Genomic DNA, 12,547 nt, shown 5'->3' on the forward strand with positions numbered 1-12,547 from the left:
TCAGTAGAGCGGGAGGTCCCCGGTGACCCGATCGACGAGGTCCTCCGATCCGGGGCCGACCGCGAGCGCGCTCACGGTTCCGGGCTCGAGCTGTGTGTGGCCCGCGTCGCGGACGATCGCGTAGGGAAGCCCCTCGCGGTCGGCCCGGTCGGCGAGCTCGAACAGCTGGCTCTCGGAGTCGCCCCGGAGGACGACCTTCTTCTGTCCGTCCCCCTTCCAGCGCTTTCGGACGGACGAGGAGGCGTCCTCGTAGGCCGAAAGCGAGGCGTGTGCGACCTGGGCGGCGAGTTTCCCCTCGCCCATACCGAGATCGGCCCTGGCGACGATGGCCTGTTTCATGGCCTCGCTTCCGCGTCCACGGGTTTAGCTGTTTTCAGGCGTCCCCGTCGACGGGGTCGCTCCCGTTCGACGGCTCGCTTAAGGGGGTCGGGATCGAACCACCCGGACGAATGAGCCGCAACGACGAGATCGCGAGCGTCCTCGAGGAGTTCGCGGACCTCCTGGAGGCGAAGGGGGTCGAGTACAAGCCCACGGCGTACCGTCGGGCGGCCGAGAACGTCCGCGATCACCCGGCGCCGGTCGAGGGGCTCGCCGGCGAGGGGGAGGCGGCGCTCGAGGAGATCGACCGCGTCGGCGAGGCGATCGCCTCGAAGATCGTCGAGTACGTCCGGACCGGCTCGATCGCCGAACTCGAGGAGCTGCGCGAGGAGCTGCCGGTCGACATGACCGCGCTCACCCGCGTCGAGGGGGTCGGCCCGAAGACGGTCGGAACGCTGTACGAGGAGCTCGGGATCACGACGCTCGACGAGCTGGAGGCGGCCGCGGAGGCGGGCGAGATCCGCGAGATCAAGGGGTTCGGCGCGAAGACCGAGGAGAACGTCCTCGAGAACGTTCCGTTCGCACGGAAGGCCCAAGAGCGCGACCGGCTCGGCGACGCCCGGCCGGTGGCCGACGCCGCGCTGTCGTACCTCGCCGATCGGGAGGCGGTGACCAAACTCGAGGTCTGCGGGTCGATCCGGCGGTGGCGCGACACGATCGGGGACGTCGACGTGCTCGTCGCCAGCGACGACCGGGAGGCGGTCGTCGAGGCGCTCGTCGACTGGCCGGAGGCGGACGCGACGATCGAGGCCGGCACGAACAAGGCGAGCGTCCGTGCGAACGGGCTCCGGGTCGACCTCCGCGTGGTCGCGATCGAGGAGTTCGGCGCCGCACTCCAGTACTTCACCGGGTCGCGGGACCACAACATCGCGGTCCGCAACCGCGCGATCGACCGCGGGCTGAAGGTGAACGAGTACGGGGTCTTCGACGTGAGCGACGTCGACGACCCGGACGCCGGCCAGCGCGTGGGGGATCGAGTCGCCGGCGAGACCGAGACGGGCGTCTACGACGCGCTGGAGATGGCGTGGATCCCGCCGGAGCTCCGCGAGAACACGGGCGAGGTGGCGGCCGCGGCCGAGGACCGGCTTCCGGACCTCCTCGAGGAGGGCGACGTCCGCGGCGACCTCCACACCCACACCGACTGGTCGGACGGGGACTACACGATCGCGGAGATGGTCGAGGCCGCGGCGGAGCGGGGCTACGACTACCACGCCGTCACGGACCACGCGAGCGGTCCCGGGATCGTCGGCGGCGTCGGGCTGGACGCGGACGAACTCGCCGAACAGGCCGAGGCGGTCTCGGCGGTCCGCGAGGAGGCATCGATCGACGTTCTTCACGGCGTCGAGGCGAACGTCGACGCCGACGGCGGACTCTCGACGGACGCGGACGTGCTCGCCGACCTCGATATCGTCATCGCCTCGCCGCACTCCGGGCTGGGAAGCGACGAGGGCGCGACGGAGCGGCTCGTTCGGGCGATCGAGCACCCGGCGGTCGACGTCCTCGGGCACCCGACCGGCCGGATCATCAACGGGCGGCCGGGGCTGAGCCTCGATTTCGACCGGATCGGCGAGGCGGCCGCCCGAGAGGGTGTGGCCGTCGAGGTGAACGCGAACCCGGCGCGCCTCGACGCGAACGGCGAGGCGGTTCGGGCGGTGATCGAGGCCGGCGCCACGATCGCGATCGACACCGACGCGCACTCGCCGCGGGAGCTCGAGCACGTCCGCTACGGCGTCCACACCGCCAGGCGGGGGTGGGCCGAGCGCGCGGACGTGATCAACACGCGCTCCGCCGAGGAGCTGCGGGCCTTCCTCGAGGCGTGACTGGCGACTCCGAGACCGGGACCGGCGAGGAGCGCGACGGGGACACGGATCGGGATCGTGGCGACGATACAGAACGAAGACGCGACGACGAGGCGTGTCGAAGCCGCGAGAACGCCCGGTTTCTCCTCGACGTAATGTGCGGCCGGCTCGCGAGATACCTCCGGTTTTGCGGCTACGACGCCGCCTACGCGCTCGATCGGGGCGTCGAGGATGACGACCGGATCCTGTCGATCGTGCGCGAGGAGAACCGAACCCTGATCACCCGGGACGTGGAACTCGCCGAGCGCGCCACGGACGCGATCCTCGTGACCGAACGGGCGGTGACCGACCAGCTCGCGGAGCTCGCCGAGGAGGGCGTGGACGCGACCATCGCGGACGAGCCGCGGCGATGTGGCCGCTGCAACGGTCGGCTCGAACGATCGGAGAACGCCCCAGCGGACGGTGAGCGGTCGTCGCACGTCTCCGGCGATCGTCCGGACCACGTTCCCGACGACCGTCCGATCTGGCGGTGTCGCGACTGTGGACACCGGTTCTGGCGCGGAAGCCACTGGGAGCGCGTCGCGGAGGAACTCGCGAACGTCGGGAACGATTCGGACCGCGAGAAGTAGCGAGGCCGCGATTCACTCGATGAACTCGACGTCCTCGTCCTCGCCACCGTCGGTTTCCGGACCCGCGTTCTCGACGGTGGAGTTCCGGTCGATCCCGTTCCGACCCTTCGAGCGTCGATCCTCCGAACGTCGATCCTTGGAGCGCCGTTCGGGTTCGTCCGACCCACGATCGGAGCTCCGATCGGGAGCGGTTCCCCCCGGGCAGGGATCGGGCCACTCCTTGCGTCCGCGCCGATCGGGGTCTCCGGCCTTTCCGGAGTGTCCGGAAGTGGTCGAGGAGGTTCGTGACCCGGACGAGTCCGAGCGTCCGGAGCCGGTCGGCGTGGAGATCCGTTCCGGCTCGGAGCCGCCGTCGCTGACGCTCGGGGTTCCGAGGCCGCCGGTCGGCGAGGATCCGGACCGGGAGCCGGTCGACGAGCCCGACGCGAGGGAGGACCCCGAACCGGTGGTCACCGAGACGTCCTCCTCGCCGATCCGGTTGGCGTCGGGGTCGTTGGTCTGCGTCTCGACCGACCCGTCGGGCGTGCCGCCGAGCAGGCCGACGCCGCCGACGCCGTCGAGCTGGCTGCGTTCGACCTCGACGTAGCGGGTTTCGCCCTCGTGGGTGACCTCCAGCGTGACGGTGCCGCCGGGATCGTTTCGGGTCTTGAAGTTGGCGACGCCGACGAACAAACACCAGAAGGTGGTCGCGGCGCCGAGGAAGTAGACGCCGGCGGTCGGCAGCGTGAGGTCGACGAGTTCCGGGCGCGGGCTGTTGATCCAGTGGTAGGGATACGCGTAGGAGAACAGCGCGACCCCGAGCCCCATCACCGAGGCGCCGACGATCGACGCCGCGCGAGTGGTTCGACCGGCCGGAAGGACGCTCATGACGCCGAGCATCGAAAGCGGCAGCCCGATCCCGCCGAGGATCCCGCCGATCCACCGCGCGTCGGCGAGGCTGTAGGCCTCCATCGACGGGATGAGGTCGGTTCCCGCGGCGACGATCCCGGCCACGATGAGCAGGATGCCGACGACGAAGAGCCCGACCCCGAGGTACAGCCGCCGGAGGCTCGTCGTCGAACGTCCCCCGTCCCCGTACACCTCCGAGAGACTGGTCATACGCGTCGTTCGTGGTCCATCCCCAAAACACTACGTCAGACGGGCGCGTGACGAAGGAGGATCGAGGAGGCGGAACGGAGCGGCGCGGTGTGGGGCGGCGCGGTGTGGGGCGGCGCGATGTGATGCGGTATGGGGAAGCGGTGTGGTGCGGTGTGGGCGGCGCAGTGTAATGCGGTGTGGTGCGGTGGGGGCGGCGCAGTGTAATGCGGTGTGGCGCGGGGCGAAAGCGATCGCTTCGAAAGAATTACACGGACGCTCGGGTATCTCCGGGTATGAGCGAGGACGCCGAGGAGGAAACGGAGGAGACGGAACCGGCGGTCGAACTCGGCGAGGAACGGACGATCGAGGGACAGCCCGTGGCGCGCGTGGCCTCGCGGCTCGTCTGGCCGAAGTCGAACGGCGACGTCGCGGCCCAGGAGGGCTCCTCGACGATCCGGACGCCGGAGGGCCCGCGCGAGCTGTCCGCGGTGCTCGAGGAGACCGACGAGACCTTCTTCGAGACCCGTCGGGCGTTCATCGAGGCCGTCGAGGACGTGGTCGGCCGCGGACCGGTCGCGACCGAGTGACCGACCACCACCGCTTTTCTCCCCTCGGAACGGATAACCGGGCATGACGCTTCCGTTCGATCCCGCGGCGATCGATGGCGAGGATTTCGGCGAGGAGGAGCTGGTCCTCGAGACGGATCACGAATCGGCGATCGAACACGTTCGTCGGACGTGTTCCGCGGTCGGGTTCGGCTTCCCCGTCGAGTTCTCCCCGTCCGACCTGTTGAACGAGAAGGTCGACGCCGACCGGGATCCCTACTACGTGCTCGGCGCGTGCAACCCGGCGGTGGCCGACCGCGCGCTCGATGCGACCGGCGGGGACATCGGCGCGCTGTTCCCGTGTAACATGGTGATCGCCCAGATCGAACCGGGGAGACAGCGTGTCTATCACGTCTCGATCATGCGGATCGCCCGACTGCTCGGGATGGTCGAGGAGGCCGAGACCGAGGAGATGGAGGCCATCATCTCGGAGACCGGCGAGATGGTTACGGAGACGTTCGACCGGCTCGCGGACCTCGACGTCGCACTCGAGGGGTAGCGGCAACGAGACGCCCGAGCCGACGACGACCGGAACCGGTGGAGTCACCCGTCGATGTCGACCGGCTCACCCGTCGACGAACGACCGGAGGTCGGTCTGCAACCCGGCGGCCATCGTGGACTTTCGTCGAAGGTCCGAAAGCGAGACCGGCAGATGCTCGGCGACGCCGCGGACCGCCTCGCCGAAGCTCTCGGCGGTGCCGTGTTCGCCCTCGAAGGCGTTTCTGACGGACTCGCGGACCTGCCAGACGCCGACGGGTCCCCAGTACTCGTCGGAGACGTGCCGGAGGACGATGGCCTTGGCCTGCCGGTCGCGATCGGAGAGGTGTTCGAGCACGCCGAGGCGGGCGGCGTAGTAGGCGCCCGCGGTCTCGTCGACGTAGCTCGTCCGGCCCTCGCGGTTCTCGTGGGCCGCGGCGAGGTAGGTTCCGGCCTCCGGATCCGGGTTCCACACGCTGCCGGGCGCCTTCATCTCCATCAGCTCGTATTCCCACCGGCCGGGCGCGAGGATCACCCAGAAGGCGTTCCCGAGGTACTCGTTGCGGTGGATCTCGACGCCGTCGACGCTCGGCGCGTCGCGGATCGTCCCGCGGAGGTACTGGCCGATCGTGTCGTCGACGGCCGTGATCGACCAGCGGGTCGGCACGAGCCGGCGGTTCTCGCCGCGGCCGAGCGCGCCGGCCGAGAGGATCGAGTTGATGTCGTAGACGTCGAACCCGCGGCGATAGAGGTAGGTCATCGCCCCCTGGGCGCGCCAGTCGTCGTCCTCCAGGGTCTTCTCGACGGGTCGCGGCACGTGTGGATTCTCGCCGAGGGTCGCATCCCGGGCGCGGGCGCTCGGTCCGACCGGGGCGCCCATGTCGGTCGCGTCGACGTCGAGATCGAGGTCGGGCTTCGACCCGAGGCCGATCTCGACGTCCACCGGCCGGTCGGCGATCGCGACCTCGCGTTGGGTCCCGAGCCAGCCGTCCCAGGCGTCGTGGACGGAGTCGACGTCGGTGGGACGGTTGGAGTTGAGCAGGCTGGTCCGTCGCTCGAAGACGTCCGCGATGGAGACGCCCTCGTCGTACCAGGCGCCGGAGGTCCGGAACTGATCGGCCCGGTCCTCGCGACCGACCGGAGAGAGGATTCCGGTCGAGACGTTCGGGTAGTTCGATCGTCCGACGAAGATCGACGGCGAGACGGAGCCGACGAGCGAATCGCCCGAAAGCGACTCCTCGAAGCGGTCCTGAAAGGTCTCGACGTGGTCGAGGATCGCGTAGTCCTTCTGCTCGGCGAGGCGTCGCCGCTCGGCCCGCTCGTTCCGCTCGAACTCCACGAACTCGTCGAGCCGCATTCGATCATGGCTTCGTGACCGACCGGCTTGAAGCTTGTCCGGTTCGATCGGCGATCCGTTCGGGCCGGTTCGATCGGCGATCCGTTCGGGCCGGTTCGATCGGCGATCCGTTCGGGCCGGTTCGATCGGCGATCCGTTCGGGGCGGTCCGACCGCGGGTTAGGATCGCAGTTCGGCTAACTCGGGATGCCCATCGCCTCGATCTGCTCTTGATACCGGTTGCGGATGGTGACCTCGGTCACCTGCGCGACGCTTGCGACCTCGCGTTGGGTCTTCTTCTCGTTGCACAGAAGCGAGGCGGCGTAGATCGCCGCCGCGGCGTAGCCCGTCGGGGATTTGCCCGAGAGGAGACCCTGTTCGGCCGTCGTCTCGATGATCTCGTTGGCCTTCGATTGGACCTCCTCGGAGAGCTCCAGCTCCGAACAGAAGCGGGGAACGTACTTCTTCGGGTCGACGGGCCGCATCTCGAGTCCGAGCTCCTGGGAGATGTACCGATACGTCCGGCCGATCTCCTTGCGTTCGACCCTCGAGACCTCCGAGATCTCCTCGAGCGAGCGGGGGATCCCCTCCTTGCGACAGGCGGCATAGAGCGCGGAGGTGGAGACGCCCTCGATCGACCGGCCGCGGATGAGGTCCTCGTCGAGCGCCCGTCGATAGATCACGGACGCGACCTCCCGGACCGACCGGGGCACGCCGAGCGCGGAGGCCATGCGGTCGATCTCCGAGAGCGCGAACTGGAGGTTTCGCTCGCCCGCGTCCTTCGTGCGGATGCGCTCTTGCCACTTGCGCAGCCGGTGCATCTGCGAGCGCTTCTCCGAGGAGAGCGACCGGCCGTAGGCGTCCTTGTCCTTCCAGTCGATCGTCGTCGTCAACCCCTTGTCGTGCATCGTCTTCGTGGTCGGGGCACCGACACGGGACTTCTCCTGGCGCTCGGAGTGGTTGAACGCCCGCCACTCGGGGCCGGGGTCGATCCGCTCCTCCTCGATGATGAGGCCGGTCTCCTCGTGAATGAGTTCCCCGTCGGCCGTCCGCGTCAGTTCCTCGGGATCGAGGTCGTCGACGTCGATCTCGTCGGCGGCCGCCTCGTCTTCACCCTCCTCGGCCGTTTGCTCCTCGTCTTGACGCGTGCGCCGGCGATCATGCTCCCGCTGACGGGTTGGCCGTGTCATCGCATTTATATAGTAGTCCAGCCGACGGTGTTAAAAGTTCGGCCGAAGTTCGGGCGATTTTCCCGACGTCACGGTTCGCTCCACGGCCGATCGAGGGCCCTTTGGCGAGGGAGCGTGAGGACCGGAACGATGCCGACCATCGACTGCGATCCCGACGCCGCCCGCGAGCGACTCGCGGAGGCGGGCGTCGAGATCGAGGCGGGAAACACCGACCACGAACGCTGGCGGGCCGAACGTGACGGGGCGGTCGCGGTGGCCTACGACGATTCCGTGGTCGTACAGGGGCGGAACCCGACCGCGATCACGGGGCTGCTTTCCGAGGAGAGCGGTCGGGCCCACGTCTACTTCGACGGGGCCTCCCGCGGCAACCCGGGGCCGGCGGCGGTCGGGTGGTGTCTCGTGACGAGCGACGGGATCGTCGCCGAGGGAGGACGGCGGATCGGGAAGATGACCAACAACCAGGCGGAATACGAGGCGCTACTGGCGGCACTGCGGGCCGCCGGCGAGTACGGGTTCGACGAGGTCGACGTCCGGGGGGACTCCGAGCTGATCGTAAAGCAGGTCCGCGGGGAGTGGAACACGAACGATCCCACGCTCCGCGAATACCGGGTCGAGGCGCGGTCGCTGCTGGAGGAGTTCGATCGGTTCTCGATCGCCCACGTTCCCCGGTCGGTGAACGGCCGTGCGGACGACCTCGCGAACGAGGCGCTCGACGGATAGACCCGAATCGAAGGGACGTCCAGAAACGAACGAGCGTCCCGAAGCGAACGAGTGAAACGCCCGCGACGACATCGAACACGTGATGACCGAACGGTTCGAGGAGTCGGAAGCCGAAACCGCCGGGAGCGACGGTGGGGACCACGCGTTCGAGAGCGCAGCGAACGAGGGCGAGCGCGCTCCGGACATCCCCGAGGACGCGGTGGAGGAGGCGGAGCGACTCACCCGGCTTGCACGAAACGCGAGCGATCCGGACGCCGCGGACGCCTATCGTGACCACCGGTCGGAACTCGCGGACGAACACGGATACACGCCGCGAGTACGGGAGGACGACGACACGCTCGTCCTGTACCCGAGCGAGTGGATGGCCGACGGAACGGTACAGCTCGACCGGATCGAGGAGACGGAGCGGGCCGTGGAGCGGCCGCTTTCGGGAGCCGGCGATCCGGACCGCTACGAGGGAGTTACGGAGGAGAACGCGACCATCCTCGACCGGTTCGAGGCCGAGTACGGCATCGACCACGCCGAGAACGCGCGCGCGTACGCGACGTTCCTCGAGAACCACCACGTGCGGAGCCTCGAGGAGGCGACGATCGACGACCGCAAGGAGTTCCTCGAGGAGTACTACCCGCGGAACGCCTGGCCGAACGAGGACCAGCGGGCGATCGTCGATCGGTCCCTCGAGCTTCTCGAGGAGCACCTCGAGAAGCGAAACGAATAGCGGCCGAGAGAACGGATCAGGATCCGCGTGGGTCCCGGCGGAACCTCGGAGCTACCGACGGTCCTCGACGAGATCGCGGATCTGGCCGGCACGTTCCGCGTCGGTGAGGAACTTCGAGAGGATCCAATCGAGGCGATCGAGGACGGCGTCGTGTCCCTCCTCGGTCAGCTCGTACTGGTTCGTCCGTTTGTCCAGCTCGCTCTTTTCGATCAGCCCGAGTTCGACGAGGTCGTCCAGGTTCGGGTAGAGCCGCCCGTGGTTGACGTCCTCGCCGTAGTACTCCTCGAGCTCGCGTTTGATCGCGAGTCCGTACATCGTCTCCCGCGAGAGGATGACGAGGATGTTCTGTTGAAACGCGGTCAACTCGCTGATGACGCTTCCCCTGGCACGAACGGATTGTGCCTCTGACATGGTTCGAGGCATGACACCCGTATATATAACGCTTCGCAAGCGGATCGACTCCGGGCTGGCGAATTGCCGACGTACTACGAGCGGCCGGATTCCGCCGTACACCGGGATTTCAGGCTCCGGACGTGTGACGTTTCCGGCGACCGAACCCGAAAGGGCTTTGGAGCCGTTGGCCGCACGAGGGGACGTATGACGAACCTCTGGACGGAACTCGAGACGGGACCGAATCCGCCGGAAACCATCTACGCGGTCGTCGAGTGTCTGAAGGGCGAACGGAACAAATACGAGTACGACAAGGACGTGCCCGGCGTCGTGCTCGATCGCGTCCTGCACTCGAACGTGCATTACCCCTCCGACTACGGGTTCATCCCCCGGTCGTACTACGACGACGAGGACCCCTTCGACGTGTTGGTCCTCGTCGAGGACGCGACCTTCCCCGGTTGCGTCATCGAGGCCCGCCCCATCGCGTTGATGCGGATGGACGACGACGGCGAGCAGGACGACAAGGTGATCGCGGTTCCGAGCGAGGACCCGCGGTACGACCACATGGAAGATATCGAGGACATTCCGAAACAGACCAGAGACGAGATAGACGAGTTCTTCGCGACCTACAAGAACCTCGAGGAGGGCAAGGAGGTCGAAACGCTCGGCTGGGAGGACGCCGACGCGGCCAAGGACGCGATCGAACACGCACAGGAGCTCTACGAGGAACACGTCGCTTGATCGCGAGGACGCGATAACGGTCCCTCCCCCAACCAAAACGGCGATCGGGTCGACTCCTGGCGAAAATGACTACTCGCGTTCGAGTGATAATTACTGCTGGACATCCGCTTCGGAAGTTTCTTTGGTGGTCTCGGGGATTCGAAGGTACAGGCAATGGCTGTACTCTGGCTGGACGACGTGGACGCCGACGACGTCGATACCGTCGGCGGCAAGGCGGCCTCACTCGGTGAACTCACCGGCGCCGGGCTCCCGGTCCCGCCGGGGTTTACCGTGACCGCCGAAACGTACCGAACCTTCATAGAGGAGGCGGGGATCGACGAGGAGCTGTTCGCGGCCGTCGACGTCGATCCCGAGGACTCCGCGGCGCTCCGCGAAGCGGAGGAGCGCGCGAGGGAGCTGATCCTCGGAACCGAACTCCCGGCCGACGTACGCGAGGAGATCCTCGAGAACTATCGCCAGCTCGGGGAGGGACAAACGGAGGCGTTCGTCGCGGTTCGGTCCTCGGCCACGGCCGAGGATCTCCCGGACGCGTCCTTCGCCGGGCAACAGGACACCTATCTCAACGTTCGCGAGGCGGAGCTGCTCGAACGGGTGAAGGACTGTTGGGCGTCCCTCTTCACCCAGCGGGCGATCTACTACCGCCAACGGAAGGGCTTTCCCCACGAGGACGTCGATATCGCCGTCGTGGTACAGCGGATGGTCGACGCCGAGAAGTCCGGCGTGATGTTCACGAGCCATCCATCGAGCGGGGATCCACAGATCATCATCGAGGCGGCCTGGGGGCTCGGCGAGGCGGTCGTCTCCGGCTCCGTCTCCCCCGACAACTACGTCTACGACCGGCCGAGCGAGGAGGTGATCGAGGCCACGATCGCCGACAAGAAGGTGATGATGGAAAAGGACCCGGAGACCGGCGAGACCACGGAACGCGAGGTTCCGGAGGACCGGCGGGACGCGAGAGTGCTGACGGAGGCGGAGATCGAGGAGCTCGTCGCGCTTGGCGAACTCGTCGAGGACCATTACGGAACGCCACAGGACGTCGAGTGGGCCATCGTCGGCGACGAGGTGTTCATGCTTCAGTCGCGCCCCATAACGACGATAAACGAGTCGGACGGACGCGAGAACGGAACGACCGTCGACGAGGGCATGGAGGTCGAGGAGGGTGGAACCGGCCTCTCGTCGAACGAGGAGGACGACGTCCTCATCCAGGGGATCGGCTCGAGTCCGGGGATCGTCTCGGGAGCCGTCCGGATCGTCACCAAGCTCGACCACCTCGACCAGGTACAGGACGGCGACGTCCTGGTAACCGAGATGACGATGCCGGACATGGTTCCCGCGATGAAACGGGCGGCCGGGATCATCACCGACGAGGGCGGGATGACGAGCCACGCCGCGATCGTCTCCCGGGAGCTCGGCGTTCCGGCGGTGGTCGGAACGGGATCGGGGACGAAGGCGCTCGAGAACGGCCAGCAGGTCACGATCGACGGGGACAAGGGGACGGTTCGCGCCGGCGCGGGCGAGCAAGCCGAGACGGCGGAGGAACGCGAGCCGGTCGAGGCTGCACGCCCGGAGACGCCGGTCAAGCCGATGACCGCCACGGAGGTGAAGGTGAACGTCTCCATCCCGGAAGCTGCGGAACGAGCGGCCGCGACGGGGGCCGACGGGGTCGGACTGCTCCGCATCGAACACATGGTGCTCACGCTCGGGAAAACGCCGGAGCGCTACATCGCGGAACACGGCGCACGCGCCTATCAGGACGAACTGATCGATGGGATCCGGACCGTCGCCGACGAGTTCTACCCCCGACCCGTTCGGGTTCGAACGATGGACGCGCCGACGGACGAGTTTCGCGAACTCGAGGGGGGCGACGACGAGCCGAACGAGCACAACCCAATGCTCGGCTGGCGCGGGCTCCGCCGAAGCCTCGACAAGCCGGACGTCTTCGAACACGAACTGGCGGCGTTCGCTCGGCTCTACGAGATGGGCTACGACAACGTCGAGGTGATGTTTCCCCTCGTCAACGACGCCACGGACGTGAGGAAGGCGAGAGAGCACATGCGCTCGGCGGGCATCGATCCCGAGGCGCGCAGCTGGGGCGTGATGATCGAGACGCCCGCGAGCGCGCTCATGATCCGGGAGCTCGCCGAGGCCGGGATCGACTTCGCCTCCTTCGGGACCAACGACCTGACGCAGTACACGCTCGCGGTCGACCGGAACAACGAACACGTCGCCGACCGGTTCGACGAGCTTCACCCCGCCGTCCTCGAGCTCATCGAGCGGACGATCGAGACGTGTCGCGAACTCGACGTCGACACGAGCATCTGCGGGCAAGCCGGATCCCGGACCGAGATGGTCGATTTCCTCGTCGAGGCCGGCGTCTCGTCGATCTCGGCGAACATCGATGCCGTTAGGGACGTCCAACACGAGGTCAAGCGCAAGGAACAGCGGCTGTTGCTCGACTCGGTCCGATAGCGATACGGACCGATCGGCC

13 protein-coding genes are annotated in these 12,547 nt (G+C 67.7%); 8 read left to right on the forward strand and 5 right to left on the reverse strand.

What is annotated here, in order from left to right:
* Positions 1-339: a peptidyl-tRNA hydrolase Pth2 gene (gene pth2, locus ACZ5YD_RS07260; protein ID WP_379738942.1), complete on the reverse strand. Its 339-nt coding sequence runs from the start codon at positions 337-339 to the stop codon at positions 1-3.
* Positions 340-449: 110 nt separating this feature from the next.
* Between pth2 and polX the strand changes: the two genes are divergently transcribed.
* Together polX and ACZ5YD_RS07270 are read left to right on the forward strand one after the other, a co-directional pair.
* Entirely contained in the window at positions 450-2,198 is a 1,749-nt protein-coding gene (gene polX, locus ACZ5YD_RS07265) for a DNA polymerase/3'-5' exonuclease PolX (RefSeq protein ID WP_379738945.1), read from the forward strand.
* Positions 2,199-2,332: 134 nt separating this feature from the next.
* Positions 2,333-2,806 carry a Mut7-C RNAse domain-containing protein gene (locus ACZ5YD_RS07270; RefSeq protein ID WP_464384470.1) on the forward strand — a complete coding sequence of 158 codons (474 nt, stop codon included), beginning with the start codon at positions 2,333-2,335 and terminating at the stop codon, positions 2,804-2,806.
* Positions 2,807-2,818: 12 nt separating this feature from the next.
* Here ACZ5YD_RS07270 and ACZ5YD_RS07275 read toward each other — a convergent pair whose 3' ends face one another.
* Positions 2,819-3,904, reverse strand: a complete 1,086-nt coding sequence (locus ACZ5YD_RS07275; protein ID WP_379738951.1) for a cell division protein CdpA domain-containing protein — start codon at positions 3,902-3,904, stop codon at positions 2,819-2,821.
* 272 nt (positions 3,905-4,176) lie between these two features.
* Between ACZ5YD_RS07275 and ACZ5YD_RS07280 the strand changes: the two genes are divergently transcribed.
* Complete coding sequence (locus tag ACZ5YD_RS07280) at positions 4,177-4,470, forward strand: DUF5789 family protein (protein WP_379738953.1); 294 nt, start codon at positions 4,177-4,179, stop codon at positions 4,468-4,470.
* 43 nt (positions 4,471-4,513) lie between these two features.
* Positions 4,514-4,987, forward strand: coding sequence for a DUF302 domain-containing protein (locus ACZ5YD_RS07285; RefSeq protein WP_379738956.1), 474 nt, complete (start codon positions 4,514-4,516; stop codon positions 4,985-4,987).
* Between the two features lie 66 nt (positions 4,988-5,053).
* Here the strand turns inward: ACZ5YD_RS07285 and nreA are convergent, their stop codons facing one another.
* Both nreA and ACZ5YD_RS07295 read right to left on the reverse strand, forming a co-directional pair.
* On the reverse strand, positions 5,054-6,322 hold the full coding sequence (gene nreA / locus ACZ5YD_RS07290) for a DNA repair protein NreA (RefSeq protein WP_379738959.1): 1,269 nt from the start codon (positions 6,320-6,322) through the stop codon (positions 5,054-5,056).
* A 175-nt stretch (positions 6,323-6,497) separates the two neighbouring features.
* The gene (locus ACZ5YD_RS07295) at positions 6,498-7,490 is read right to left on the reverse strand and encodes a transcription initiation factor IIB (protein WP_379738962.1); all 993 of its coding nucleotides are present in this window, start codon (positions 7,488-7,490) and stop codon (positions 6,498-6,500) included.
* A 129-nt stretch (positions 7,491-7,619) separates the two neighbouring features.
* Between ACZ5YD_RS07295 and rnhA the strand changes: the two genes are divergently transcribed.
* Both rnhA and ACZ5YD_RS07305 read left to right on the forward strand, forming a co-directional pair.
* The gene (gene rnhA, locus ACZ5YD_RS07300; RefSeq protein ID WP_379738965.1) at positions 7,620-8,210 is read left to right on the forward strand and encodes a ribonuclease HI; all 591 of its coding nucleotides are present in this window, start codon (positions 7,620-7,622) and stop codon (positions 8,208-8,210) included.
* Positions 8,211-8,292: 82 nt separating this feature from the next.
* Positions 8,293-8,928 carry a DUF7108 domain-containing protein gene (locus ACZ5YD_RS07305; protein ID WP_379738968.1) on the forward strand — a complete coding sequence of 212 codons (636 nt, stop codon included), beginning with the start codon at positions 8,293-8,295 and terminating at the stop codon, positions 8,926-8,928.
* 51 nt (positions 8,929-8,979) lie between these two features.
* Here the strand turns inward: ACZ5YD_RS07305 and ACZ5YD_RS07310 are convergent, their stop codons facing one another.
* The gene (locus tag ACZ5YD_RS07310) at positions 8,980-9,339 is read right to left on the reverse strand and encodes a PadR family transcriptional regulator (RefSeq protein WP_379738971.1); all 360 of its coding nucleotides are present in this window, start codon (positions 9,337-9,339) and stop codon (positions 8,980-8,982) included.
* A 186-nt stretch (positions 9,340-9,525) separates the two neighbouring features.
* Here ACZ5YD_RS07310 and ACZ5YD_RS07315 point away from each other — a divergent pair, with 186 nt between their 5' ends.
* A complete protein-coding gene (locus tag ACZ5YD_RS07315) occupies positions 9,526-10,059 on the forward strand; it encodes an inorganic diphosphatase (RefSeq protein WP_379738974.1) in 534 nt (177 codons plus the stop codon).
* 153 nt (positions 10,060-10,212) lie between these two features.
* A complete protein-coding gene (ppsA, locus tag ACZ5YD_RS07320; RefSeq protein ID WP_379738977.1) occupies positions 10,213-12,528 on the forward strand; it encodes a phosphoenolpyruvate synthase in 2,316 nt (771 codons plus the stop codon).
* Positions 12,529-12,547 lie beyond the last annotated feature (19 nt).

The organism is Halopenitus salinus (assembly GCF_055397165.1).

Excerpts from the sequence above, each read along its gene's own strand:
- ACZ5YD_RS07295 (WP_379738962.1), bottom strand. The coding sequence starts at position 7,490 with ATGACACGGCCAACCCGTCAGCGGGAGCATGATCGCCGGCGCACGCGT.
- ACZ5YD_RS07270 (WP_464384470.1), top strand. The coding sequence starts at position 2,333 with ATGTGCGGCCGGCTCGCGAGATACCTCCGGTTTTGCGGCTACGACGCC.
- ACZ5YD_RS07310 (WP_379738971.1), bottom strand. The coding sequence starts at position 9,339 with ATGTCAGAGGCACAATCCGTTCGTGCCAGGGGAAGCGTCATCAGCGAG.
- pth2 (WP_379738942.1), bottom strand. The coding sequence starts at position 339 with ATGAAACAGGCCATCGTCGCCAGGGCCGATCTCGGTATGGGCGAGGGG.
- ppsA (WP_379738977.1), top strand. The coding sequence starts at position 10,213 with ATGGCTGTACTCTGGCTGGACGACGTGGACGCCGACGACGTCGATACC.
- polX (WP_379738945.1), top strand. The coding sequence starts at position 450 with ATGAGCCGCAACGACGAGATCGCGAGCGTCCTCGAGGAGTTCGCGGAC.
- rnhA (WP_379738965.1), top strand. The coding sequence starts at position 7,620 with ATGCCGACCATCGACTGCGATCCCGACGCCGCCCGCGAGCGACTCGCG.
- ACZ5YD_RS07305 (WP_379738968.1), top strand. The coding sequence starts at position 8,293 with ATGACCGAACGGTTCGAGGAGTCGGAAGCCGAAACCGCCGGGAGCGAC.
- nreA (WP_379738959.1), bottom strand. The coding sequence starts at position 6,322 with ATGCGGCTCGACGAGTTCGTGGAGTTCGAGCGGAACGAGCGGGCCGAG.
- ACZ5YD_RS07275 (WP_379738951.1), bottom strand. The coding sequence starts at position 3,904 with ATGACCAGTCTCTCGGAGGTGTACGGGGACGGGGGACGTTCGACGACG.
- ACZ5YD_RS07315 (WP_379738974.1), top strand. The coding sequence starts at position 9,526 with ATGACGAACCTCTGGACGGAACTCGAGACGGGACCGAATCCGCCGGAA.
- ACZ5YD_RS07285 (WP_379738956.1), top strand. The coding sequence starts at position 4,514 with ATGACGCTTCCGTTCGATCCCGCGGCGATCGATGGCGAGGATTTCGGC.
- ACZ5YD_RS07280 (WP_379738953.1), top strand. The coding sequence starts at position 4,177 with ATGAGCGAGGACGCCGAGGAGGAAACGGAGGAGACGGAACCGGCGGTC.